Consider the following 25,094-nt stretch of genomic DNA (forward strand, 5'->3'; position numbering starts at 1 on the left):
GCTCTTATGTATTGCAACCGTATTATCTATCGCCGCAGCAGGTCCTTCAATCCCCGGCGGCGGCGCAATTCGCGTATAAACGTTCCTTTACGCCAATATTTAAGCCAATAACTGGGTTGTGGCGGCCACATGCCAACGCTATATAACATTCGCCGCGACAACGCTTTCATGGCAGTGACCACACATTGAAGCGGTGCAATGCGACGCTCATGGCCCACCTTGCCGTACAGCGTGGTGACAGCCTGCAGAATATTTAACGGATCTTGCATCTGCTCCCACCAGAACGCATGCTCGGCGTGTTGCCGGTCCAGGTAGGAATTGCTGCGGCTGCCAGACTGGATCAGTATGGCTCCGATGCGGGGATGGGCCAGCATCGCTCGACCCGCGCGGTACACGCGGTGCAACCACGCCTGCGACGGCCAGCAGCGCACTTCCCATGACGGCTGCCATGGCCCGATCTGCAGGGCTAGCTCACGCCGCATGACCCACAGAGTGGCCGGTACGTCCATCCACGGACGGTATGGTTGCACGCCGTCCGTCACCGCCCCCACCATGTGATATCCCTCCGGCAAGACTACCAGTCCCTGGCCAAAGACCAGGTCAGCCCCAGCGCGCTCGAGGACATCGATACTGCTTTGCAAATGATCGGGCAACCACAGGTCATCATGGTTCAGGAATGCCAGATAGGTGCCGCGCGCCAGGCTGACACCGAGATTGTTGGGTCCCGTCTGCTCGCCGTAATTGGTGTCCAGGTTCACAAAGCGGATACGCGCGTCGCCGAACGCGGCGACCACCTCGGCAGTGTCGTCGGTGCAGCAATCGCCGACGATAATCAGTTCCCAATCCTGCACGGTGCTGGCGAGTGCCGATTGAATCGCATACCCGAGGATATTGCTCCGGTTATACGTGGCCATGACAATGGAAACGAGCGGGTGTTTCTCTGACTGCATGGCAAACCTTTCACATCACAGACAAAAAAATGCCGCCCAAATACATTGAGCGGCATTTCGCAATGGACGATGCAGTATGTTGCTGGCGCTCGCCAGCAAGCATCTGTCCTTAGACGTTGAACAGGAAGTTCAGCACGTCGCCATCCTTGACCACGTATTCCTTGCCTTCGGCGCGCATCTTGCCCGCTTCCTTGGCGCCCGCTTCGCCCTTGTAGGCGATGAAGTCGTCATAGGCGATGGTTTGCGCGCGGATGAAGCCGCGTTCGAAGTCGGTGTGGATCACGCCGGCCGCTTGCGGTGCCGTGTCGCCCACATGGATGGTCCAGGCGCGCACTTCCTTCACGCCAGCCGTGAAGTAGGTTTGCAGGCCCAGCAGCTTGTACGCGCCGCGGATCAGACGGTCCAGGCCTGGCTCTTCCATGCCCATGTCGGCCAGGAAAGCGCCCTTGTCGGCATCGTCCAGGTCGGCGATTTCCGCTTCCAGCGCGGCGCAGATGGCGACGATAGGCGCGTTTTGCGATTGCGCGTAGGCCGTCAGCTGGTCCAGCAACGGGTTACTCGTGAAGCCCGTGTCGGACACGTTGGCCACGAACATGGCCGGCTTGGCCGTGATCAGGCACAGCGGCTTGATCAGTTCCATTTCGTCGGCGTCCAGGCCCATGGCGCGCACGGGCTTGGCATCGTTCAGGTAAGGCATCATGCGTTCCATGATGGCCAGCAGCTTGGCCGCGTCCTTGTCGCCCGAACGGGCTTTCTTGTTTTCGCGGTGAATGGCTTTTTCCACGGTGCCCATGTCGGCCAGCGCCAGTTCAGTCTGGATGACTTCGATATCGTCGAGCGGATTGATCTTGCCGGCCACGTGGATGACGTTGTCATCTTCGAAGCAGCGCACGACGTTGACGATGGCGTCCGTTTCGCGGATGTGCGACAGGAACTGGTTGCCCAGGCCCTCGCCCTTCGATGCACCGGCCACCAGGCCGGCGATGTCGACGAATTCCACGATGGCGTTGACCATGCGTTCCGGCTTGACGATGGCGGCCAGCGCATCCATGCGCGGATCCGGCACTTCGACGACGCCGACGTTCGGCTCGATGGTGCAGAACGGATAGTTTTCAGCCGGGATGCCGGCTTTCGTCAGTGCATTGAACAGGGTGGACTTGCCGACGTTCGGCAAGCCGACGATACCGCATTGGAGACTCATGGAAAACCTTTAAATAATCAATATTGCCGGCAAGCGGCTGGTGCAAAACGGCCGTTGCGGGCGTTTTCTGGATAATCTTGCTGTATTAATGCTTGTAAGGGTCAATTGTACCTCTATGCACCCTACTCTTCAAAAAAACCGCCCTCTGTGCCGCTAACTGTCGCCATCCCCGTCGTCCGGCTGCGACGCATCGAATTCCAGGATGTCGCCGGGCTGGCATTCGAGCATCTCGCAGATTTTCGACAGGGTATCGAAACGCACGCCGCGCACCTTGCCCGACTTTAAGAGGGACAAATTCTGTTCCGTGATGCCGATGAAGGCCGCCAATTCCTTCGATTTCACTTTTTTCCTGGCCAGTACCAGGTCGAGGCGCACGACGATGCCCATCAGATAAACCCGCTGTTTTCATCGGCCAGGCGCTGGCCTTCATGCAGGATTTGCGCCAGCGCAAGGAAAACCGTGCACAGCAGCAAGGTCCACAAGTCGCCACCCGTGATGTCGATGACCAGGCGCAACTGGCTCGTCCCCTCGTCCAGCAAGCCAAACAGCATGCCGCGCACGGTCGGCTCCAGCAACGTCAACACTGTTCCCAGCAGCAAGCCACCGGCAAAACGGCGAAAGCGCTGCGCCACCTGCGGCGTAAAAAACACGCCCTGCTCGAACTGGCGCAAGACCACGGCCAGCTGGCGCACGGCGTCGCCCAGCACCAGCAAGGCTGGCAAGGCCAGCGCCAGGCCCAGACCCCGCTGCCACAAGGGCATGGCCGCCAGGCGCTCGAATGGCTGGCTCTGCAATTGCAGCAACAATTCATACATGCCCGCATCGCCCAGGCTGCCGTGCGCGGCCGGCGCGGGCGCCAGCCAGCCCAGCACCGTCAGCAGCAGGTACAGCACAAAGAACGCGGAGACGCCGTAGCGCACGCGCCGGCTCAGCGCCGCCGGTCCCTCTGGATTTTTTTTCATATTTAAAAGTATACGAAAGCGTCAAGTCTCGCTAGAATAAATTATCGTAAAACAATAATTAAATCATGTTTTGCGACCATTTTAACATGTTCGCTCACCCCTATCGACTGGAGACACCATGAAAACCCTGCTTGCCTCACTCGTTTGCAGCACCGCCTTTTTGCTCAGCGGCGCCGCCCGCGCCCATGACTTGCATGCCATGCTGCAGCAGGCGCTGGCCGACAAGAGCGTGCCGGCCATGGCCATTCTCGTCATCCGCGACGGCAAGATCGAGGCGCAAACGCAAGCGGGCGTGCGGGCCAACGACGGGCACGATAGCGTGCGCGCCGATGACGTGTGGAATATCGGCTCCGACGGCAAGGCCATGACGGTGACCCTGATCGCGCGGCTGGTGGAACGGGGCGTGCTGTCGTGGGATGCGCCGTTGTCAGCCATGCTGCCCGCGCTGGCCGGCGGCATGCGCGCCGAGTACCGCGATGTCAACCTGATGGATCTGCTGTCGCACCGCGCCGGCCTGCCGCCCAATCCCGATGAGGCATGGATCAATTCCACCTATACGGACACGCGGCCATTGCCCCTGCAGCGCCTGGAATACGCGCAACGGGCGCTGGCCGATGCGCCGGTGGCCGCGCCGCGCGGCGAATCGCACTACTCGAACAGCGGCGCCATGATCGCCGCCGCCATCGCCGAGCGGGTCACGGGCAAGACATATGAGGAACTGATGCAGGCGGAGGTGTTCGGCCCGCTGGGCATGCAGGCCGCCTTCGGCCCCACCGTGCGGGGACAAAACCTGGGCCACAAGGAAAACAAGCCGATTGCCGGCCTGATGGCCAGCAATCCGCTGATGATGGCGCCCGATGGGGAAATTCACCTGAGCATGCAAGACTGGGCCAAATTTGCGCTCGATCAACTGCATGGCGAGCAAGGCAAGGGGAAACTGCTGAAACAGGAAACGTATGTGTTGCTGCACACGGCGCAGGGCGACACAAATGCGGCATTGGGCTGGGGCGTGATGTACTTTCCGCCCCAGGCGCCGCAGCGCGTACTCACGCACCTGGGCTCGAACGGCTACTGGCACGCGCTGATCGCGCTGGCGCCCGGCAGCGGCGACGGCTTGCTGATCGCCGCCAACGCGGGCGAAGGCAGCAGCGCCCAGGCCAGCCAGCAGCAGATGGCGAAAACCATCATGGCCGGCTTCGGCAAGGCGGGGAAATGACTATGCCGTGTGCAACTTCATCGTGGCGGCCTCGAACTTGCCCTCAACGATCTGCGGCATCACCTGCAAGGATTTCTCGATCGCCTGCTCGATCAGCTCCTGGTCTTCGCGGCGCGGGCGGTGCAGCACGAAATCGGCCACCTGCTGCTGCAGGCTCAGGGTGCGCGGATGGCCGATGCCCAGGCGCAAGCGCCAGTAATCCTGCGTACCCAGCGCGGCCGTGATGTCCTTCAAGCCATTGTGGCCGCCGGCCGAGCCGCCCTTCTTCAGGCGCGCGATGCCAGGCATCAGATCGAGTTCGTCGTGCACGACGAGCACTTCATCTGCGGCAATCTTGAAGAAGCGCGCCAGCGCGCCCACGGACTGGCCCGAGCGGTTCATGAAGGTCAGCGGTTCGAGCAGCCAGACTTCATTGCCGCCGATGGAGGTCTTGGCCAGCATGGCGTTGTAGCGCGAATCGCGCTGCAAGCGCGTGCCGGGCAAGCTGTTGGCGAGGTTGTCCACCAGCCAGAAGCCGGCATTGTGGCGGGTTTGTTCGTATTCGGGTCCCGGGTTGCCGAGGCCGACGATCAGGCGTATGGGCATGGCTGTGTCTGCAGTGTAAAAACGTATTATCGGTGAAAACAGGCAGAAAAAAACCCGTCCGGAGCGAACCGGACGGGTTTTTCCTTGCGACTACCGCATAGCTGCGGCGGCAAAATTACTTCTTGTCAGCAACAACTTCAGCAGCAGCGGCTTCAGCAGCAACGTGGCCAGCCGGTACCGAAGCGGTAGCGATGGTCAGGTTGGCGCCGTGGGTGACAGCGGTCACGCCAGCTGGCAGGACCAGGTCGCCAACGTGCAGCGAGTGACCGACGTCGATGTTCGACAGGTCAACGTTGATGAATTCTGGCAGTTGGCCTGGCAGGCACGAAACTTCGATTTCGTTGGCTACGTGGCTGATGGTCGCGCCGTGCAGTTTGACTGCTGGGGAAACGTCAGCGTTGACGAAGTGCAGCGCCACTTTCACGTGGATAGCTTGCTTCGAGTCAACGCGCTGGAAGTCAGCGTGCAGAACCAGTTGTTTGTATGCGTGGACTTGGAAGTCGCGCAACAGAACTTGCTGGGAAACGCCGTCGATTTCCAGGTCCAGGATCGACGAGTGGAACACTTCTTTTTTCAACGCGTGGTACAGGGCGTTGTGATCCAGCGAGATCAGCACCGGGGCTTCAGCGCCACCGTAGACGATACCAGGGGTTTGGCCGGAAATGCGCAGGCGGCGGCTCGCTCCGGAACCTTGCAATTCGCGTTTAAATGCGATAACTTTCATGTGAAACTCCAAGAAGAACAAGGCTTGCGCCTTGTGTTATGAAGACTCCCGCGACCAGGAATCTTCGAAAATGGGGTGCAAAACACCCCGAAAATGAAAACACTGCGGCGCAACAGGCAAAAAGCCGGTCGCGCCGCAGGCATTACGTCTGTTGCTGCTCTTGTCGAATTAATCGATAAAGAGGGAAATAACCGAATCACCCTTGATGATGCGCTTGAACGTCTCGGCCAGCAGCGGCGCGCACGTCAATTGACGGATCTTGCCGCAGGCCAGGGCCGCTTCGGACAGGGGGATCGTATCGGTCACGACCAGCTCATCGAGTGGCGACGCCGAAATACGGTCAATCGCCGGGCCCGACAGCACCGCGTGCGTGCAATACGCCACGACTTTTTTCGCGCCGCGCTCTTTGAGCACTTCGGCAGCCTTGGTCAGGGTGCCTGCCGTGTCGACCATGTCATCCATGATCACGCAGTTGCGGCCTTCGACTTCACCGATGATGTTCATCACTTCGGACACGTTCGCTTTTGGACGACGCTTGTCGATGATGGCCAGGTCGCAGCCCAGGCGTTTTGCCAGGGCGCGCGCACGTACCACACCGCCGACGTCCGGCGACACCACCAGCAGGTCCTGGTAGTTTTTCTTTTGCAGGTCGCCCAGCAAAATTGGCGAAGCGTAAATATTGTCGACTGGAATATCGAAGAAACCTTGAATCTGGTCAGCGTGCAAGTCCATGATCAGGACGCGCTCGACACCGGCTTCTTCCAGCATGTTCGCCACCACCTTGGCCGAAATCGCCACACGCGCGGAGCGTGGACGACGGTCTTGACGGGCGTAGCCGAAGTAAGGAATTGCGGCGGTGATGCGGCCAGCGGAAGCACGTTTCAAGGCATCAACCATCAGCATGATTTCCATCAGGCTGTCGTTGGTTGGAGCACAGGTGGATTGCAAAACAAAAACATCCTTGCCGCGCACGTTTTCGTTAATCTCGACCATTACTTCGCCGTCGGAGAATTTCGAAACGTTTGCTTTACCGAGAGGGATGCCGAGGTTTTTTGCGACCCCCTCTGCCAACGCTGGATTCGCGTTGCCGGTAAAAACCATCAGGTTTTCGTAAGCCATGGGAGTCCCAAGAGGTGATATAGAAGTCTTGAAAAGCACTAACCGGGCATAGGCCCGGTCAGTCATTGTTTAGAATATGCCGCGTGGCAACATATCTGCTTTTTCCCGCACTGGACGCCAACTTCGCATCGACAGACTACGGTGAAATGGTGGCAGGGGAAGAAGGATTCGAACCTTCGCATGCTGGAATCAAAATCCAGTGCCTTAACCAGCTTGGCGATTCCCCTACGTTACTGACTGCTTGCCGTCATGTTGGCCAGTATTATACCGACTATTTGACGCTAAGCAAAATCTTTTTTTGCTCTCTACAACATGGTGAGCATCGGGTGGCGGCTCAGCGCTTTTGCCTTCCAGGCGATCCAGACTGGTGGCACATTGCTGAGCACCGCATCCGCTTCTTCCTGACTGCCAAACGCACTGAATACACAAGCACCGGAGCCAGTCATCCTGGCCTCACCGTAAGCACCCAGCCATTCTACCGCATCTGCTACCGGCTTGAAAAGACTGCATGCCACTTGCTGTAAATCATTCTTGCCAAACCCGCCCGCATCGTTTCCTTCTGCGAGGTGCCTGGAAAAGTCCGCTATTGTGACGGGTTCGGTATTTCTCGTCAAGCCTTCCGCGCAAAAAATTGCGGCGGTCGGCACTTGCACGCCCGGCTCGATCACCACGTACCAGCATTCGGGCGTGGCGACGGGCTGCAAGGCCTCGCCCACGCCTTCGGCAAAGGCGTTTTCGCCAAAGATGAAAAACGGGATATCGGCGCCCAGCGGCAAGCCCAGCGCCATCAATTCCTCGCGGCTCAAGCCCGCTTGCCACAGGCGGTTCAATGCCATCAGGGCCGTGGCCGCATCGGATGAACCGCCGCCGAGTCCGCCACCCATGGGCAGCACCTTGTCGATGGCGATATCGACGCCGCGCGGCAAGGCGCCCGTGCGGCGCAGCACTTCCGCCTGCAGCAACTTGGCGGCGCGGATGATCAAATCCTGTTCTTCCGGCACGCCGGCCAGTGCCGTCACGCGGCGGATCAGCGCGTCGTCGCGCAGCGCGAAGTGCAAGGTGTCGCCATGGTCGAGCAACTGGAACACCGTCTGCAGCAGATGGTAGCCATCGGCACGGCGGCCGTTGACGTGCAAAAAGAGGTTCAGCTTGGCGGGAGCCGGGCAGTTATTCAGGGTAGTCAACGTCATTGTGCTTGAGCGGATGGGGCGGGATCGAGCACGATGCGCAGCGAGACGGCATCGGCCTGCGCGCTGGCATTGCGTTCGGCATCGATACGCCGCGGTTGGGGCAAGGCGCCCGGTGTATTGTCGGCCGCATTTTGCCCTACTTCTTGCCACGACACATAGCGCAAGCGCCAGCCATCTTTCGTGGTGACGCTGTCGTTGGCCGGCGAAGCGACGAAACGCTTGCCATCGGCGCCCACGGCATAGCCTTGCAGCCAGTCGCGCAAGCCCGACACGGGCAAGGACCAGCCCAGCATCTGCGCGCTCAGGGTATCGACATCGGGCGCGCTGCGCGGCGCCTTGCCGCTCTGCGTCAATACGGCTTGCTGCGGCGTGACGGCAATCGTCGCCAGCGTACTGCCGACAGGCGAATACAGGGTCACGTCCGTGCGCTGCGCCGTCTGTTGCCAGTTGAAATTGACGGTGGCCGATTCAGGCTTGTCATCCTTCTGGTACACGACGTTCAGGCGGCCCGTCAGTTCCACCTGTTCGCGGTAAGGCGCGACGGCATTACCGGACGGCGCGGCGCCGGACGAAAAGGGGGAAGTCAGGGTCGAGCAGGCCGAGAGGGACAGGCACAGGACGGTCAGAACGATGAAGTTTTTTGGCATGGGGAATTTTTTGAGTTCACCCCAAGTGCAAAACCCGGGGTCAGACCCTCAGGGTCTGACCCCAGAATTTGCCCTTGGGTTAACAATCACAAACTGACATTCAAGCGCGCCAGCGTACTTTTCAGCGCATCGTTTTTCGGGTCCTTGCCTTGCGCTTCGCGCCACAGCTTTTGCGCTTCGGCCTTGTCGCCCTTCTGCCACAGCACTTCGCCCAGGTGGACGGCGATTTCCGGATCGCTGCGCACGGCATAGGCGCGGCGCAGCGCATTTTCCGCGGCGGCCAGGTTGCCCATGCGGAACTGCACCCAGCCCATGCTGTCCATGATGAACGGGTCGCCCGGCGCCATCTGCAAGGCTTTTTCGATCAGCGCATGGGCTTCCTCAAGGCGGATGCCCCGTTCGGCCAGCGAGTAGCCGAGAGCGTTATACGCATGCTGATTGTCGGGCGCCAGCGCCATCACGCGGCGCAGGCTCGCTTCCATCAGCTCGAGCTTATCCAGGCGCTCAGCCAGCAAGGCGTAGTCGTACAGCAGTTCCGGATTGTCGGGGAAGCGCAGCAAGGCATTTTCCAGCACCGTGTAGGCGCTTTGCACATAGCCGGCATCGCGCAGGAATTGAGCGTCGACCAGCAGCACCTGCGCCTGGCTTGCCGGATCGTCCGTTTCGATTTCCGTCAGCGCCTTGCGCGCCGCATCGAGATTGCCGCCGCGGGCGATCAGCTGGGCGCGGCGCAAGCGCGCCTCGACATAGCCGGCGGAAGCGCTGTTGTCGACCTTGTCCAGCCAGGCGATGGCGCCGGCCGTGTCGCCGCGCGTCTCGGCGATCTGCGACAGTATCATCAGGGCCTTGAACGGATCGCGCGCGTCGCCAGGATTTTTATCCAGCACGGCCAGGAAGCGCTTGAAGTACTGCTCCGCACCCTTGGTGTCTTCCAGCTGCAGCGCCACGATGCCCAGCGCATACAGCCCCCCCACGTTATCGGGCTGGCTTTTCAGCAGCAGCAGGAACTGGTCGCGCGCCGGCTCCAGCTGTTTTTGCTCGACCAGCAGGCGCGCATACGCGCCGCGCACTTCGACGGCATCGGGATTCTTTTGCAGGAAAGTGGCCAGCACCTTGCCTGCCGCCTCGGGCTCGCCCGTCACCTGCGCCAGGGTCAGCGCGGCCAGCTCGGAGTTCGGCTTGATGGCCAGCGCCTTGTTCGCTTCGCCGATGGCGCGCTCGCGCTCGCCGAGCGACAGGGCGCCCTGCGCCAGCACCAGGTGGGCTTCGAACATGTCCAGGTAGGGCTGCACCAGGCGCGTCACCATCGCGTAGGCATACAGCTTGTCATTCGCCCGCGACAGGATCTGCTGCATCTGGAACAGGGCCACGCCGCGCGCGCCCTGCGGCGCATTGGCCAGGCGCTCGGCAAAAATCGGTTCCGCTTCTTCGATCTTGTCCGTCAATACGACGAAGCCGAGGAAGAACTGGGTCGCCTCATCGGATTCGGGCGCCAGGTCGCGCCACAGGCGGATGGCCGCCAGCGCCTCGCTGCCCTGCTTGGCGGCCAGCGCCATTTCGGAAGCGCGGCGCGCCAGGCGCGGGTCGCGCGTCTGCTGCGCCGCCACCATCATCGTCACGTACGGCCCTTGCCACTGGCCGCTCTTGAATTCCATTTCCGCCTTGGTCAGCTTGTACAGCAAATCGCTGCTCAACTCGACCTTGGGCAGCTTCTCGCCCTTGGCGTCGTCGCCGGACTCGGTACCGGGCGCTTGCGGCGCAGCGGCCGCAGCGGGACTGGCCGCCCCATCGACAGGGGCAACAGGCGTCTGTGCCATGGCATGCGTGGCCATCAGGGCGGACAAGGTTACAATGGCGAAAGCGTTTTTCAAAGGCTGATCCTGGCTGAACGGCAAAGTTTGATTCTACGCCCAACGCGGCTATCGCGTACTTCACGTATGTAACGAAATATATACGTCGTGGCGGCGTAGCGCGCCCGGGCCCGCCGTCCGCCGGCAACCCGCCTGTTTTTTTACCCGGTTTTCCACCATTCGAGCCCTATGCCAGAATTGCCAGAAGTCGAAGTCACACGGCGCGGTGTCGCGCCCCATCTCGAAGGCCGCGCCGTGCGCTCCGTCGTGCTGCGCCGCGACGGCCTGCGCTGGCCCTTCCCCCCTGCCCTGGGCGAACAACTGTCGGGGCAAACCATCGGCCTGACGGGGCGGCGCGGCAAGTACCTGCTGATCCACTTCCGCCACGGCACCCTGATCATCCACCTGGGCATGTCGGGCCATTTGCGCGTGTTGCCGGTGGGGACGGAGGCACAAAAGCACGACCATTTCGACCTCGTCGTGGAAGACGCGGAAGGCGGCAGCCAGGTGCTGCGCATGACGGACCCGCGCCGCTTTGGCGCCGTGCTGTGGCACGACGAGGCCGACGGCCCGCTCGATGGCCACGCGCTGCTGCGCGGCCTGGGCACGGAACCGCTGGAAAGCGGCTTCACGGGCCAGCTGCTGTTCGAGAAAACGCGCAACAAGGGCACCAATATCAAGCAGGTGCTGATGGCGGGCGACATCGTCGTCGGCGTGGGCAATATCTATTGTTCCGAAAGCCTGTTCCGCGCGGGGATCAACCCGAAGACGCCAGCCCGGCGCATCGGCCTGGCCCGCTATGAGAAACTGGCGCAATCGATCCGCGACGTGCTGGCAGAAGCCATCGTGCAGGGCGGCAGCACCCTGCGCGATTTCATCGGCGTGAACGGCCAGTCCGGCTACTTCCAGCAGACGTATTTCACGTACAACCGCGCGGGCAAGCCATGCCGCGTGTGCGGCGCGCCGATCCGCCAGATCGTGCAGGGACAGCGTTCCACGTTTTACTGCGTGAATTGTCAAAAGTAGCCACACTCACAGAGGGAGCCAGATGGTCAGAGACCTGGAACAATACAGCGCATGGCGGCAGGACGTGCAGGCCGCCTTGCAGGCATACCGGCAAGCCGCCAGCGCGGCGGGCCTGGTCGACGGCGCCTCCGCGCTGCGCCTGGCGCGCTGTGGCTCCCGCCTGGCCGATGACCGTTTATCGGTCGCCTTCGTGGCGGAATTCTCGCGCGGCAAATCCGAGCTGATCAACGCCATCTTCTTTGCCGGCTACGGCCAGCGCATCCTGCCCTCGGGCGCGGGCCGCACCACCATGTGCCCCACCGAGCTGCTGTACGACGCGGCCTGGCCGCCGTCCATCCGGCTGCTGCCCATCGAGACGCGCGCACAGAACCTGTCGACCAGCGACTACCGCGACCTGTCCGCCGCCTGGACCGTCCTGCCCCTGAACATCGAGGCGGGCGGCGACATGCAGGAAGCCATCCGCCAGGTCAGCCTGACGAAAAAAGTCGGCATCGAGGAGGCGGCACACTACGGCCTGTACGACGCCGACGATGCGGACGCCCCCGCCATGCTAGACGAGGACGGCCAGGTGGAAATCTCCATGTGGCGCCACGCCATCATCAACTTCCCCCATCCGCTGCTGAAACAGGGCCTGGTGATCCTCGACACGCCGGGCCTGAACGCCATCGGCACGGAACCGGAACTGACCCTGAACCTGATCCCGAATGCGCACGCGGTGCTGTTCATCCTGGCGGCCGACACGGGCGTCACGCGCAGCGACATCGAGGTATGGCGCAACCATATCGGCGCCGGCGCGGGGCGCCTGGTGGTGCTCAACAAGATCGACAGCATGTGGGATGAGTTGCGCGGCGATGCCGAGGTGGCGCAAGCCATCGAACGCCAGCAGGCCAGCGTGGCGCACCTGCTGATGCTGGATGCGGGCCAGGTGTTTCCCGTCTCGGCGCAAAAGGCCCTGGTGGGCAAGATCAACCAGGACGCGGCGCTGCTGGAAAAGAGCCGCTTGCAGGCGCTGGAGACGGCCCTGTTCGAGGAGCTGATCCCCGCGCGCAAGGAGATCATCCGGCGCCAGCTGGCGTTCGACCTGGACGCCATCGAAGCGGCGCAGCAGGTGCAGGCGGCGGCACGCGCGCGCGGCATCGCCGAGCAGTTGCACGAGCTGCACAGCCTGCGCGGCAAGAACCAGAGCGTGATCGCGCACATGATGCGGCGCATCGATATCGAGAAGAAGGAATTCGACAGCAGCCTGTTCAAGCTGCAAGCGACGCGCGCCGTGTTTACCCGCCTGTCGACGGAGCTGTACACGAGCCTGGGCATGGACATCGTGCGCGACGATATCGACGGCGTGCGCACGGCCATGCAGCGCAGCCGCTTTTTCACGGGCTTGCGCGAAGCCGTGCGCCAGTATTTCGAGCGCATCGGTAGCAACCTGGACCGATCGGAAGGCAAGACGGCCGAGATCACGGAAATGATGAACGTGATGTACCGCAAATTCGCCACCGAACATGGCTTGGCGCTGGCCTTGCCGATGCCGTTTTCGCTGGCCCGCTACCGCCAGGAGATCACCGACATCGAAGCCGTCTACCATAAGCAGTTCGGCACGGCGACCCTGCTCACTACCAGCCGGGTCGTGCTGATGGAGAAATTCTTCGACACCATCGCCTCGCGCGTGCGCCGCAGCTTCACCAACGCCAACGACGACGCCAGCGCCTGGCTGAAAGTCATCATGGCGCCGCTCGAAGCGCAGATCGTCGAGTACAAGGAACAGCTGAAACTGCGCTTTGCCTCGATCCAGCGCATCCACGACGCCACGGGCAGCCTGGAACAGAAAATCGCCGGCTTTGAAGCCAGCCTGGCGGCGCTCGAACGCGACAAGGCCCAGCTGGCGCAATTGCTCGCTACCTTGCGCGCCGCCAGCGCAAGCTGAGCGCAACATCAGCAACATCAAACAACAGAACACTGGAACCCTGCATGAAACGTCTGCTGCATCCGCTCTCGCCCGCCACGGGCGCGGCACCTTTAGAAGACTATATCGACCCTAGTTTTTCCGCCACCGTCATCGCCTGGCAAAAGCAGCATGGCCGCCATGCGCTGCCATGGCAAAACACGCGCGACGCCTATTTGATCTGGCTGTCCGAAATCATGCTGCAGCAAACGCAGGTCACCGCCGTACTCGGCTACTACGCGCGCTTCCTCGAACGCTTTCCTACCCTGCGCGATTTGGCGGCAGCCCCCGTGGAAGACGTGATGGCGCAGTGGAGCGGCCTCGGTTACTACACGCGGGCGCGCAACCTGCACAAGTGCGCGCAGCGCGTGGTCGCCGAATACGATGGCATCTTCCCCAGCGACCCGGCCCTGCTGGCCGACCTGCCCGGCATCGGCCGCTCGACCGCGGCCGCCATCTCCGCGTTTTCCAGCGGCACCCGCGCGGCCATCATGGACGGCAACGTCAAGCGCGTCTTTGCGCGCACGTTTGGCATCGACGCCTATCCCGGCGAAAAACGCGTCGAGGAAGCCATGTGGCGCCGCGCCGAAGCGCTGCTGCCCGCAGCGGGAATAGATTCAGGCATCGAAGCCTACACACAGGGCCTGATGGACTTTGGCGCCACCCTGTGCACGCGCAGCAGTCCCGATTGCGGCCGCTGTCCGCTGCAGCCGCGCTGCGTGGCCTACGCCACCGGCCGCACCAAGGATCTGCCCGTGCGCAAACCGAAGAAAACCAGCCCGGAAAAACATGCCGTCATGCTGGTCATCATCGACGACGGCAAGGTGCTGCTGGAGCAGCGCCCGGGCTCGGGCATCTGGGGCGGCTTGCTGTCCTTGCCCGAACTCGATGGCCACGTGCTGGCCGGCGAGGACTGTCCGCGCGACATCGACCAGGATGCGCTGGCGCGCGCCGTGGCGCCATTCGGCCAGATCGAAGCGCAGGAAAGGCTGCTGCCCATCGTGCACGTGTTTACCCACTACAAGCTGCACATCGTTCCCTGCCGCATCACCCTGGCGCGGCGCCTGGCGCTGGCCGGAGAGTCCACGCACGTCTGGTACGACGGCGCGAAAATCGCGGACGCGCCGCTGCCCGCGCCCATCAAGAAACTGCTGCTGGACCTGTTCGGCGATGCGCGTTCGGCGCAGCGCAGCATGTTCTAGTGCGGCGTTTTTTACTGTTCGCACTGACGGCGCTGTGTTTGCACGGCGCTCAAGCGGCTGACGAGCTGCCGGAGGTACGCATCGGTGTACTCGCCTACAAGGGCGGCGACGCCGTGCAGCAGGACTGGTCGTACGTGACGCGCCACCTGCAGGCCAGCATTCCCGGCATCCGTTTCATCCTGGCCGACTACGACCAGGCGGGCCTGACGCGCGCCGTGCAGTCGCAGGCCATCGCCTTTGCCATCACCAGCAGCGGCCATTACGTGGCGCTCGAACACAGCGACGGCGCCAGCCGCATCGCCACCCTGGAATCGCCGTGGACGGATTCTCCGCGCCAGGCCATCGGGTCGGCCATCGTCGTGCGCAGCGCCTCGCCGCTGCATGACCTGGCCGACCTGGCGGGCAAGAACGTGATGGCCGTGGCGCCCGACGCCTTCGGCGGTTACCAGATCGCCGCGCGCGAATTGCGCGAAGCGGGCATCGATCCCACGCATGATTTTGCCAGCCTGCGCTACAGCGGTTTCCCCTCGCAGCAGATCATCGACGCCGTGCGGTCAGGCCGCATGGATGCGGGCATCGTGCGCACCTGTTTGCTGGAACAGATGGCGGCGCGCGGCGAAGTGCGGACCGATGAACTGCGCGTGATCACCACGCGCCCGATTCCCGGGTTTCGCTGCGCCAGCTCGTCGCGGCTGTATCCGGACTGGCCCTTCGTGGCCCTGCGCCAGACGCCGCCCGCGCTGGCGAAAAAGGTGGCGCAGGCCCTGCTGGCCATGCCGCGCACAGATGAAGGCTACAGCTGGACGGTGCCCAGCGATTACCAGATCGTCGATGAACTGTTCCGCGACTTGCGCATCGGCCCCTACGCTTACCTGGACAAGCTGACGTTCGAGACGGCGCTGCGCCGCTACTGGGGCTGGATGCTGCTGGTGCTGGCCTTGCTCGTCGCCTGGGCCGTGCACACGGTACGCGTGGAATACCTGGTCAGCCGGCGCACGGAGCAATTGCGCGCGGCCCAGCACCAGCAGCGCGCGCTGGAAGAACAGGCGCGCCAGCGCCAGGCCACGCTCGACCACACGGCGCGCCTGGCGATCCTGGGCGAGATGGCCAGCGCCATCGCGCACGAATTGAACCAGCCGCTGGCGGCCATCGGCAATTTCGCGCGCGGCATGGCGCGCCGCATCACGGCGGGCCGGCTCGATGCGGCGCCCCTGCTCGACGGCGCGCAGGAAATCGCCACGCAAAGTGAACGCGCGGGCGCCATCATCCGCCACATCCGCGCGATGGCGCGAAAGCGTCCCGCGCACAGCACGGCCTTCGCCCTGGCCGACGCCGTCGAGCAAGCGGTATCGCTGTTCCGCGCGGCCCATCCGCAAGCGAGGATAGTCTGGCGCCACGAGACGGTCAGCGCTGCACCGCGCGTGCTGGCCGACCCGCAGCAGGTGCAGCAGGTGCTGCTCAATCTGCTCAAGAATGCGCTCGATGCGCAGGTAGAAAAGGGCAATCCGCAGCACGCCATCGGCGTGCTGCTGCACCGCGAAAACGGCGCCTGCACGGTGGCCGTGCGCGACGCCGGCTGCGGCCTGCCGACGGCGCAGATGGCGCGCCTGTTCGAACCGTTTTTTACCACCAAGGCCGAAGGACTGGGACTGGGCATGTCGCTCAGCAAAAGCATCATCGAATCGTTCGGCGGCAGCCTGTCGGCACATGCCAATGCCGATGCGCCGGGCTTGACAGTCTGGTTCCGCCTGCCCGAAGATACCGGCATGGACGCACACAAGGAAATACAAGAGGAAACACCATGAATGAAAGCGATGCGATCATCTTTGTCGTCGACGACGACGCCGCCATGCGCCGCTCGCTGGCCTATCTGTTCGATTCGGCCGGCTGGCAAGTGCAGACGTTTGAATCGGCACGCGATTTCCTGCAGCGCTACGATGGCCATGTACCCGGCTGTCTGCTGCTCGACGTGCGCATGCCCCTGATGAGCGGGCTGGAACTGCAACAGGAATTGAATAATAAGACCGGGCACGCCATATCGCTGCCCGTGATTTTCCTCAGCGGCCACGGCGACCTGGCCATGGCCGTGCAGACGATGAAGGCGGGCGCCTGCGATTTTCTGGAAAAGCCGTGCAAGGACCAGGTATTGCTGGACGCCGTCTCGCGCGCCGTGGCCCGCAGCGTGGAAGAAAGCCGCAGCGCCGCCAGCGCGAATACGGCGCAATCGGCGCTGGCCAGGCTCACCGCGCGCGAGCGCGAAGTGGCACTGCTGATGGCCGAAGGCAAAGCCTCGAAAGTCATCGCCCGCGAACTGGGCATCAGCGACAAGACGGTGCAGGTGCACCGCCATAACACGATGGAAAAACTGGGCCTGCATTCGGCAGCCGAGGTAGCCCGGCTGCTGATGGCAGGTGGCCAGATCTAGGCCCGCACGATGCGCGCCGGCAGTCCCTGCCGCACCGACGTACCCGAGACAGGATCGACAAACACGTTCTTGTCGCCGCGGCTCGGGTCCGTCAGCCCCAGGTCGTTCAAGTTGATGCCCGCTCCGATGGCCGGCTCGTCGGGCTGGCGCAGCTTGCCGATGCGGTGCGCGCGCGCGCCATGCTCCTTGTGGCCGAAACCGTGTTCGATGGCGATCACGCCCCGCTGCACGCCATGGCGCAGCATCACCGTCGCCCTGGCCCTGCCGCCCGGCGTTTCCAGGTAAATGGTATCGCCATTTTCCAGCTTCAAGCGGGCCGCATCGTCGGGATGCACGGCGACGGGGTTGTCCGGATGGATGCCGCGCAAGCGCCGCGCGCCAATGCTGTAGGAGTTTTGCAGCGCCGATTTAAAACTGATCAACTCGAACGGCCACTCGCTGGCCGGATAGGCTTTGCGCACGGGCGTGCCGTCGGCAAACGCCGCCACTCTCCACGCGGGCGTGCCGGGGAAACGCTTGCCGCTCAAGCTGTTCTTGCTCACGCCCAGTCCCTCGTTGTACAGCATCATCGGTTTCAGATAGCGGTGCGTGGACCAGTCCTGCGGATACGGCGTCTCGTCGATCACGGGTGCAGGCGCTGCCGGCGCCTTGGGATTCGCCGACGGCGGCAAACGCAGGCCGAACATCTCGCCATAGCTCTGGTAGCGCCCTCCCCGCGCCAGCATGAAGGCCACCTTGCGCCACTCTTCCGGCTTCAGGGTGCGCTCCAGTTCAGGGCGGATGCGCGCCACGCCGGACAAATCGATATCGTCGTCGCTGGCCTCCGGCACGGATGTTTTGCCTTGCCAGGCGATGTTGGCGCCGCCGCGCAGATACCAGTCTTCCGCGCGCAGCAAGGGGAAGCGCTGGCCATCCATGTCCTGCAAGGCTTCCGGGCCGAAGCCGGGCAAGGCCATCGTCTTTGCCAGCGCGATGAAGAACGATTCCATGCAGATGGTCTGGCCGTCCGGCGTCTTTTGCACGCGCGGTTCGACCACGGGCCAGCGCGCCGTGCTCATTTTGACAGGCATGCCGCCCCAGGCGCCGGCCCAGCCCCAGCTTTCATACAGCAAGGTGTCGGGCAGCAGGTAGTCGGCAAAGGCCGAGCTTTCATTGATGAAGGGGTCGATGGCGACGATCAGGGGGATCTTCCTCGGATCGGCCAGTTCCTTGCCGATCTGCGCGCGCAAGCCCGTGATGCCGTAGACAGGATTACAGCTCCACAGGATCAGCGCCTTCAGGGTGTACGGGTAGCCGTTCATGGCGCTGGTGAGCCATTCTGTCGCCAGCGCGGGCGCGTTCGGATACCACGGCGCCTTGGCCGGATACGCCTTGCCCGCTTCTTTCTTCAGCTTGAATTCCGAGGTTTTTTCATATGGCACATTGCGTCCGATCGGCATGCCGGCCGCCTTGATCTCGCCGTCGAAACTCTCAAGGTTATAGCGCGGACCGGGTCCCGCATCCTTGAAGCTGCCGCCGTTGACGAGGGTGCCGCCCTTGCGGTTCAAATTGCCGATCAGGGTGTTGAGCATGACCAGCGCGTACGCGTTATAAAAGCCGGCGCCCGACATCATGCCGCCGTGCGCATTGACGGCGGCGCGCTTGCCATGGCTGGTCAGTTCCTGCGCCAGGCCTTCGATGATGTCGCGCGCGATGCCGCAGGCGGCCGCATAGTCATCCATGCTGTGGCGCTGCGCTTCCTCGTTGAGCATCGTCATGGCCGTCTTCAGGTGCAGCGGCGCGCCGGCCACATCCAGCGGGCCGTCGAAGAACAGGCGCGCCTCGCCCTTGGCGGCATTGTGCGGCACGATGGCTTGCGTGGCGGCGTCGATCACGCAGAAGGCGTCGCCATCCTTGTAGCGCTCCTCTTCCGCCAGTTCCACCGCGCCGATATCGGACGCGCGCAGGTAGCGGCCATCGCGCGGATGGCCCTTCTCGTTGATGATCAAATGCGTCGCGTTGCACCAGGCGGCTTCGCCCGCCGCTTCCGCCACCTTCAGGTTCGGCTGCACGAGGAAGTTGCGGTCATAGCGTTCGTGCTCGATGATCCAGCGGATCATGGCCATGGCCAGCGCGCCATCCGTGCCAGGCTTGATCGGTACCCAGCGGCTGCGGTCGCCCGCGGCCAGGCTGTCCGCATTCGTCAGCACGGGGTCGACGACGACGTAGCTGAATTCGCGCTTGCCCGAGCGGGCTTTCGCGATCAGGGTGCCCTGGCGCTTGAACGGGTTGCCCGCATTGCCCGGCGCCGTGCCGACGAAAATACAGAATTCCGTGTTTTCCAGGTCAACTTTCGCGTGCGGCATTTTCTTCATGTCGCCGAACATGGCGCCCGAGCCGCTGCGGTAGGCGCCGCCGCAATACGAACCGTGGTTGACCAGGTTCAAACTGCCGTACGACTGCTTGAAAAACCGCGTGCCGAACGCCAGGCGGCCATCGTCGGTGCTGCACATCAGGCCCACCTGGTTCACTTGCGGGCCCAGCTCCGGCTGCGCCGGATCGATCGGTTTTTCCAGCTCGCGCAAGGCGCGCAGCCCCTGCACGTGGCCTTCGCCAAACAGGTCGCCGCCTTCCGTCACTTCCTTCACCAGCTGGTCGAAGGCGATCGGTTCCCACTGGCCGCCGCCGCGCGGTCCCACGCGCTTCATGGGCGCCAGCACGCGGAACGGCGACTCCATCTGTTCCAGCACGCCGTTGCCGCGGCCGCAAGCCGTCGAGCGCCCTTTCAAGCCCTTTTCCTGGAAGCGCGACAGCGACACAAAACTGTCGCGTACCGAGGTTTGATATGGCAGCGCCGGGTCGGCCGACAGGGGGCTGTACGGATTGCCCGCCACGCGCAGCACCTTGCCGCTTTTCTTGTCGAGGCGCACGCGCACGCCGCAAAACGTGGTGCAGCCCATGCACATGGTGTAGCTCACTTGCTGGTCGGGATTGACCGTCAATTTCCCCGTCGCCGTGTCGACGGAAAACTCGGGTTGCAGGGAATTGCCATGCAGTTTCTGCACAGGTTTATCTTTGCCCAGCGCATGGTCGACCATCCGGCCGGCCGTGGTGGAAAAGCTGGCGGCAAACGCGGCCAGCCCGCCGCCAATGGCGCCGTAGCGCAGCAGCTTGCGGCGTTTTTCGTTTTCGTCTTCAGGGACGTCGTTGTGTATGTGTTCGTTCATTGTTGACTCCTCAGTGCGTGGCCATGGCAGGACGGGTGCGTGCAGCGACGACGCGTCCGGCCCATGGCAAAAATTCCAGCATCAGCAACAGCAGCGCGATCCACAGGCCGGCCGTGCCGATAATCCCCATCAAGCCATCGTTCCCCATCGGCAGGTGGTAGTCGTACAGTCCCGCGCCCGTCTTCGGGATCGTCTGGCCGCCGATGAAAATCGTCCAGCGCATCATCCAGGCGCTATGCAGCGCGATCAAGCCATTGACCAGGCCACTGCTGGCCGGGCGCCAGATGGCCAGGGCCATCGGCACGATGGACGACAGCACGGCCCAGACTGCGGTGAACTGCCATTGCGGCATGCCCGCCACCTGGGTGAATGCCATGCTGTGGCTGGCGCTCACGCCGGAAAGGCTGACGAACAGCCAGCCGCCGCCCAGCGCCAGCACCAGCGCCAGCGACAGGGCCAGCGCGCGGTTCAAGGACACCTCCAGCGCCTGGTCGCGGCCCGGCAGGAAGCGGTTGAACAGCAGCGCCAGGCCCACCGCCCCGACAAAGGCCGTGGCGGCAAATTGCGCCGGCAGGAAAGGCGTGAACCACAGGGGCCTGGCACGCACCACCATCACTTCCATGCCCGTGTACAGGCCCACGACAAAGGCGGCCAGCAAGGTGAAGGCGGCAGCGGCAATGATGGCCTTGCGCGATGCGGCGCCACCGCGCCCCAGCAGGCGATAGGCAAAGGCCAAACGGTCCTGGCCCTGTCCCCGCGCGGCGAAGTCCACGCGCAGTGCCAGCCACGCGTACAGCATCAAACAGCCCAGATACAGGGGAATGAAGAACGCGCCCCACGACATCCACGACTGCGGCTGGAAGTAAAGATAGAAGTGATAGAAGCGGCCCGGCCCGTGCAAGTCGGCCAGCAGCGCCACGGGCGCCGTTATGCCGCAGACGAGGGACGCCAGCAGCGCTATGCGCCCCAGGCGTTCGTACGCCTTGCGGCCGAAGACGAAGTACGGCAAGGTCAGCATGAAGCTGCCATAACTGAGGCCGATGAGGAAAAAATACTGCACCGCCCACGGCAGCCATGCCGCTTCGCGCGTGACGTTAACAATTTCGGTGATGTGGCTGTCCATGGTTTATTTCCCGTGTTTGCTCGGTTGCCAAAGAGTCGCTTCGCCCTCGACGTGGCCGGCGAAGCGCGTATCCAGTCCCAGGTAGAACACGTGGGGCTGGGTGCCCTGCTCGGGTTTCAGCACCTTCACCTTGTTCTCGGTGAGCAGCTGGTGCACCAGGCTTTCCGGATCATTCAAGTCGCCGAAAATGCGCGCGCCGCCCACGCAGGTTTCCACGCAGGCCGGCAGCAAGCCTTCGTCGACCCGGTGCGCGCAGAACGTGCATTTGTCGGCCTTGCCCGTCTCGTGGTTGATGAAGCGCGCGTCGTACGGGCAAGCCTGCACGCAGTAGGCGCAGCCCACGCAGCGGTCGCCGTCGACGACGACGACGCCGTCCTTGCGCTGGAAGGTGGCGCCCACGGGACAGACGGGAATGCAGGGGGGATTGGCGCAATGGTTGCACAGGCGCGGCAGCATGTAGGTGCCGCAACGGTTCTCTTCCTTGACTTCATAGGTCGAGACGACTGTGCGGAAGCTGTTTTCCGGCACGGCGTTTTCCATGATGCAGGAGACCGTGCAAGCCTGGCAGCCGATGCATTTCTGCACATCGACCACCATCGCCCAGCGCTGGCCGCCTTCGCCCTTGGTGGCCGCCTTGCTGGGCAGCGGCGCGATGGCCTCCCCGATGGTTACGGCTGGCAAGGCGCGCAAGAAACTGCGGCGCGATTCAATCATGGCACTCTCCTTGACTATGGGCGGCAAGCCCTTGTTGACTTGCTGCCATGATAGAAAAGAAGGCGCTACGGGGGTATTGGGGTGATAGTGCGGGAGCCTAGATGATCATGCCGATTGACAGGACCGAAAATGCGGAGTAGGTCGGATTAGCGGGGCCGCCGAGGCGCGCAAGCGCGTAATCCGACAACCTTGTTGGCAGGGATGGTGGTGGTGTCGGGTTACGCCGTTCCGGCTAACCCGATCTACAACTCATCCAGAGAATACAACCTGCGGTGCTCGCGGATCGCGTAGCGGTCCGTCATGCCGGCGATGTAGTCGGCGATCTTGCGCGCCTGCTGCGTGACGTCGCCATCCCTGAGTTGATAGTCGGGCGGCAGCAGGGCCGGTTCGGCCATGAAGCTGTCGTACAGTTCGCGCACGATGCGGCTCGCTTTGACGCGCATGCGGTTGACCTGGTAGTGGCGGTACAGGTTCGCCCTTAAAAAGCGTTTCAGCTCCGTCGCATCACGGCGCATGGCATCCGAAAAACGGATCAGCGGGGGACTGGCGCGCACTTCGCTGACGTCGCGGGGAGCGGCGTCACCAATCAGGGCGGTCGACGTGACGATCAGATCGTCGGCCAGCGCCGTGATCAGGCGGCGCAGGGTTTCATAGATGGCGCGCCGGCCCGACAGGCCGGGAAACGCCTGCTGCACCTCGCGCCACAGGCGGCCGAAGAATTCCACCTCTTCCAGCTGGTCGATGGTGATCAGGCCGGAACGCAGGCCATCGTCGATATCGTGGCTGTTGTAGGCGATTTCATCGGCCAGGTTGGTCAGCTGTGCTTCCAGGGTCGGTTGCGTGCGGTCGATGAAGCGCTGCGCCACGGGTCCCAGTTCGCGCGCATGCGCCAGCGAGCAGTGTTTCAATATGCCTTCGCGCGTCTCGAACATCAGGTTCAAACCGTCGAAGGCGCCGTAGTGCTCTTCCAGGGTGTCGACCACGCGCAGGCTTTGCAGGTTATGTTCGAAGCCGCCATGCTCCTGCATGCACTCATTGAGCACGTCCTGGCCCACGTGGCCGAATGGCGTGTGGCCCAGGTCATGCGCGAGCGCGATGGCTTCCACCAGGTCTTCATTGAGGCGCAGGTTGCGCGCGATGGAGCGGCCGACCTGCGCCACTTCCAGGCTGTGCGTCAGGCGCGTGCGGAACAGGTCTCCCTCGTGATTGAGGAAAACTTGCGTCTTGTATTCGAGGCGGCGGAAAGCCGAGGAGTGGATGATGCGGTCGCGGTCGCGCTGAAACTGGCTGCGCGAGGCGTGCGGCGCCTCGGCAAAGCGACGTCCCTGCCCCTGTGCCGAGTGAGCTGCGTAGGGAGCAAGGAAGTCTTCTGGCAGCATGTTATTGCACTCCGGCGGCCAGGGTGGCCAGCACCAGTTCATGCGGCGCGGAGGTGATGTTCGGGCTGCCCAAGGGTTTGAGCAAGATGAACTTGATGGCGCCGCCCTCGTTCTTCTTGTCCACTTCCATCAGTTCCAGCCAGCGCTCGACACCGAGGTCCGGCGCCTTGACCGGCAGGCCGGCGGCGGCGACGAGCTTGCGCACGCGCTCCACGGCCGCCTGGTCGATATAGCCCATGCGGCAGGACAGGTCGGCCGCCATCACCATGCCGCAGCCGACGGCTTCGCCGTGCAGCCAGTGGCCGTAGCCCAGACCCGCCTCGATGGCGTGGCCGAAGGTATGGCCGAAATTCAGGATGGCGCGCAAGCCGCCTTCGCGCTCATCCTGGCGCACCACGTCGGCCTTGATTTCGCACGAGCGGGCGATCGCATACGCCAGGGCGCCCTTGTCGCGCGCCATCAGCTTGGCCATGTTCGCCTCGATCCAGTCGAAGAAGGCCGCATCGATGATGGCGCCGTGCTTGATCACTTCGGCCAGGCCGGCCGACAGCTCGCGCGCCGGCAGGGTTTCCAGGGTCGAAGTGTCGGCGATCACGGCGCGCGGCTGGTAGAAGGCGCCGATCATGTTCTTGCCCAGCGGGTGGTTGATGCCCGTCTTGCCGCCAACGGAGGAATCGACCTGCGCCAGCAGGGTGGTGGGCACCTGCACGAAGCCGATGCCGCGCATGTAGCTGGCGGCCGCATAGCCGGTCAGGTCGCCGATCACGCCGCCGCCCAGCGCCACGAGAGTGGTCTTGCGGTCGCATTTGTTGGCCAGCAGCGCGTCGAAGATCTGCATCAGGCTGGCCCAGTTTTTATATTCTTCGCCGTCCGGCAGGACGATGCTGATCACTTCGCGGCCATCGCTGGCCAGCGCCGCCTGCAGGCGGCCCAGGTACAGCGGCGCGACGGTGGTGTTGGTGACGATGGCCACCTTGTGGCCGCTGATATGGCGCAGCAGCGCGTCGGCGTCGGCCAGGAGGCCAGGACCGATGGCGATCGGATAACTGCGTTCGTCGAGGTCTACGCTCAACAACATTTTGGATTGCTCGTTCATCGAAGGCTCTGCATGAATGACGCAGTTGGGCGAGGCCTCGCATTCGAGGCTGGCCAGCTGCATCAGGATGGTCTGGACCATCGATTGTACGTTAGGACGGCCCGTGTCGATCACAATGTCGGCCACTTCCATGTAATGGGGCTCGCGCTGCGACGTCAATTCTTCCAGCTTGCCGCGCGGGTCCGCCGTCTGCAACAGGGGACGGTTCTTGTCGTGGCTGGTGCGCGCGAGGATGTTGCTGACGCTGGCGCGCAGGTAGACGACCGTGCCCCGCTCCTTCAGGTAGGCGCGGCTGTCAGCGTTGAGGATGGCCCCGCCGCCCGTGGCCATGACGATGCCTTCCTGGGCGCTCAGGTCGCGGATGACCTCGGCCTCGCGCCGGCGAAAGCTGGCCTCGCCCTCGATTTCAAAGATCCACGGAATGGTCGCTCCCGTGCGTGCCTCGATTTCGTGGTCGGAATCGACAAAGCGCAAGCCCAGCTTGCGGGCCAGGATGCGCCCGATCGTGGTTTTGCCTGCGCCCATGAGGCCGACAAG

At 63.2% G+C, this 25,094-nt stretch carries 21 protein-coding genes and 1 tRNA gene; 6 read left to right on the forward strand and 16 right to left on the reverse strand.

Annotated elements, in window-relative coordinates; all coding sequences use genetic code 11:
* Nucleotides 1-26: 26 nt before the first annotated feature.
* The 4 genes from CSQ92_RS26705 to CSQ92_RS26720 form a co-directional block, all read right to left on the reverse strand.
* Nucleotides 27-950, reverse strand: a complete 924-nt coding sequence (locus CSQ92_RS26705) for a glycosyltransferase family 2 protein (RefSeq protein ID WP_099395850.1) — start codon at nucleotides 948-950, stop codon at nucleotides 27-29.
* Between the two features lie 109 nt (nucleotides 951-1,059).
* Entirely contained in the window at nucleotides 1,060-2,151 is a 1,092-nt protein-coding gene (gene ychF / locus CSQ92_RS26710; RefSeq protein WP_099395851.1) for a redox-regulated ATPase YchF, read from the reverse strand.
* Between the two features lie 153 nt (nucleotides 2,152-2,304).
* Entirely contained in the window at nucleotides 2,305-2,538 is a 234-nt protein-coding gene (locus tag CSQ92_RS26715; RefSeq protein ID WP_034778346.1) for a helix-turn-helix domain-containing protein, read from the reverse strand.
* Nucleotides 2,538-3,113 carry a DUF2975 domain-containing protein gene (locus tag CSQ92_RS26720; RefSeq protein ID WP_070278949.1) on the reverse strand — a complete coding sequence of 192 codons (576 nt, stop codon included), beginning with the start codon at nucleotides 3,111-3,113 and terminating at the stop codon, nucleotides 2,538-2,540. The genes CSQ92_RS26715 and CSQ92_RS26720 overlap by 1 nt, the downstream gene beginning before the upstream one ends.
* A gap of 118 nt (nucleotides 3,114-3,231) precedes the next feature.
* Here CSQ92_RS26720 and CSQ92_RS26725 point away from each other — a divergent pair, with 118 nt between their 5' ends.
* Nucleotides 3,232-4,329: a serine hydrolase domain-containing protein gene (locus CSQ92_RS26725; RefSeq protein WP_099395852.1), complete on the forward strand. Its 1,098-nt coding sequence runs from the start codon at nucleotides 3,232-3,234 to the stop codon at nucleotides 4,327-4,329.
* Here the strand turns inward: CSQ92_RS26725 and pth are convergent, their stop codons facing one another.
* The 7 genes from pth to CSQ92_RS26760 form a co-directional block, all read right to left on the reverse strand.
* Nucleotides 4,330-4,914: an aminoacyl-tRNA hydrolase gene (pth, locus tag CSQ92_RS26730; protein WP_086145733.1), complete on the reverse strand. Its 585-nt coding sequence runs from the start codon at nucleotides 4,912-4,914 to the stop codon at nucleotides 4,330-4,332.
* Between the two features lie 115 nt (nucleotides 4,915-5,029).
* Nucleotides 5,030-5,638, reverse strand: coding sequence for a 50S ribosomal protein L25/general stress protein Ctc (locus tag CSQ92_RS26735; protein WP_034778340.1), 609 nt, complete (start codon nucleotides 5,636-5,638; stop codon nucleotides 5,030-5,032).
* A gap of 168 nt (nucleotides 5,639-5,806) precedes the next feature.
* Nucleotides 5,807-6,757 (reverse strand): ribose-phosphate pyrophosphokinase, encoded by a 951-nt coding sequence (locus tag CSQ92_RS26740; RefSeq protein ID WP_034753270.1) that lies wholly within the window; start codon nucleotides 6,755-6,757, stop codon nucleotides 5,807-5,809.
* Between the two features lie 150 nt (nucleotides 6,758-6,907).
* Nucleotides 6,908-6,984: transfer RNA gene (locus CSQ92_RS26745), tRNA-Gln, on the reverse strand.
* A gap of 78 nt (nucleotides 6,985-7,062) precedes the next feature.
* On the reverse strand, nucleotides 7,063-7,947 hold the full coding sequence (ispE, locus tag CSQ92_RS26750; RefSeq protein WP_034778338.1) for a 4-(cytidine 5'-diphospho)-2-C-methyl-D-erythritol kinase: 885 nt from the start codon (nucleotides 7,945-7,947) through the stop codon (nucleotides 7,063-7,065).
* Nucleotides 7,944-8,594 (reverse strand): outer membrane lipoprotein LolB, encoded by a 651-nt coding sequence (locus tag CSQ92_RS26755; protein ID WP_099395853.1) that lies wholly within the window; start codon nucleotides 8,592-8,594, stop codon nucleotides 7,944-7,946. Before CSQ92_RS26755 ends, ispE begins: the two co-directional genes overlap by 4 nt.
* Nucleotides 8,595-8,680: 86 nt before the next feature.
* Nucleotides 8,681-10,465 (reverse strand): tetratricopeptide repeat protein, encoded by a 1,785-nt coding sequence (locus CSQ92_RS26760; RefSeq protein ID WP_034778524.1) that lies wholly within the window; start codon nucleotides 10,463-10,465, stop codon nucleotides 8,681-8,683.
* A gap of 168 nt (nucleotides 10,466-10,633) precedes the next feature.
* On the opposite strand from CSQ92_RS26760, the gene mutM reads away from it, so the two are divergent.
* Genes mutM through CSQ92_RS26785 form a run of 5 tightly spaced genes read left to right on the forward strand, consistent with a single transcriptional unit; the run spans nucleotide 10,634 to nucleotide 17,039 of the window.
* Nucleotides 10,634-11,470 (forward strand): bifunctional DNA-formamidopyrimidine glycosylase/DNA-(apurinic or apyrimidinic site) lyase, encoded by an 837-nt coding sequence (gene mutM / locus CSQ92_RS26765; RefSeq protein WP_099395854.1) that lies wholly within the window; start codon nucleotides 10,634-10,636, stop codon nucleotides 11,468-11,470.
* A gap of 22 nt (nucleotides 11,471-11,492) precedes the next feature.
* The gene (locus CSQ92_RS26770; RefSeq protein WP_099395855.1) at nucleotides 11,493-13,394 is read left to right on the forward strand and encodes a dynamin family protein; all 1,902 of its coding nucleotides are present in this window, start codon (nucleotides 11,493-11,495) and stop codon (nucleotides 13,392-13,394) included.
* A gap of 44 nt (nucleotides 13,395-13,438) precedes the next feature.
* Nucleotides 13,439-14,614 (forward strand): A/G-specific adenine glycosylase, encoded by a 1,176-nt coding sequence (gene mutY, locus CSQ92_RS26775; protein ID WP_099395856.1) that lies wholly within the window; start codon nucleotides 13,439-13,441, stop codon nucleotides 14,612-14,614.
* 38 nt (nucleotides 14,615-14,652) lie between these two features.
* The gene (locus CSQ92_RS26780) at nucleotides 14,653-16,419 is read left to right on the forward strand and encodes a sensor histidine kinase (protein ID WP_180277119.1); all 1,767 of its coding nucleotides are present in this window, start codon (nucleotides 14,653-14,655) and stop codon (nucleotides 16,417-16,419) included.
* Nucleotides 16,416-17,039, forward strand: coding sequence for a response regulator transcription factor (locus tag CSQ92_RS26785; protein ID WP_034778325.1), 624 nt, complete (start codon nucleotides 16,416-16,418; stop codon nucleotides 17,037-17,039). Before CSQ92_RS26780 ends, CSQ92_RS26785 begins: the two co-directional genes overlap by 4 nt.
* On the opposite strand, the gene CSQ92_RS26790 is transcribed toward CSQ92_RS26785, so the two are convergent.
* The 5 genes from CSQ92_RS26790 to aroKB form a co-directional block, all read right to left on the reverse strand.
* Entirely contained in the window at nucleotides 17,036-20,245 is a 3,210-nt protein-coding gene (locus CSQ92_RS26790; RefSeq protein WP_099395858.1) for a molybdopterin dinucleotide binding domain-containing protein, read from the reverse strand. The genes CSQ92_RS26785 and CSQ92_RS26790 overlap by 4 nt on opposite strands.
* A gap of 10 nt (nucleotides 20,246-20,255) precedes the next feature.
* The gene (gene nrfD, locus CSQ92_RS26795; RefSeq protein ID WP_099395859.1) at nucleotides 20,256-21,368 is read right to left on the reverse strand and encodes an NrfD/PsrC family molybdoenzyme membrane anchor subunit; all 1,113 of its coding nucleotides are present in this window, start codon (nucleotides 21,366-21,368) and stop codon (nucleotides 20,256-20,258) included.
* A gap of 3 nt (nucleotides 21,369-21,371) precedes the next feature.
* Nucleotides 21,372-22,082, reverse strand: a complete 711-nt coding sequence (dsrO, locus tag CSQ92_RS26800) for a sulfate reduction electron transfer complex DsrMKJOP subunit DsrO (protein ID WP_099395860.1) — start codon at nucleotides 22,080-22,082, stop codon at nucleotides 21,372-21,374.
* Nucleotides 22,083-22,324: 242 nt separating this feature from the next.
* Nucleotides 22,325-23,461, reverse strand: a complete 1,137-nt coding sequence (locus tag CSQ92_RS26805; RefSeq protein WP_099395861.1) for a deoxyguanosinetriphosphate triphosphohydrolase — start codon at nucleotides 23,459-23,461, stop codon at nucleotides 22,325-22,327.
* 1 nt (nucleotide 23,462) lies between these two features.
* Nucleotides 23,463-25,082 carry a bifunctional shikimate kinase/3-dehydroquinate synthase AroKB gene (gene aroKB / locus CSQ92_RS26810; protein ID WP_373606069.1) on the reverse strand — a complete coding sequence of 540 codons (1,620 nt, stop codon included), beginning with the start codon at nucleotides 25,080-25,082 and terminating at the stop codon, nucleotides 23,463-23,465.
* Nucleotides 25,083-25,094 lie beyond the last annotated feature (12 nt).

The organism is Janthinobacterium sp. BJB446, assembly GCF_002735655.1.
In the GTDB taxonomy this organism is placed as follows: domain Bacteria; phylum Pseudomonadota; class Gammaproteobacteria; order Burkholderiales; family Burkholderiaceae_D; genus Janthinobacterium; species Janthinobacterium lividum.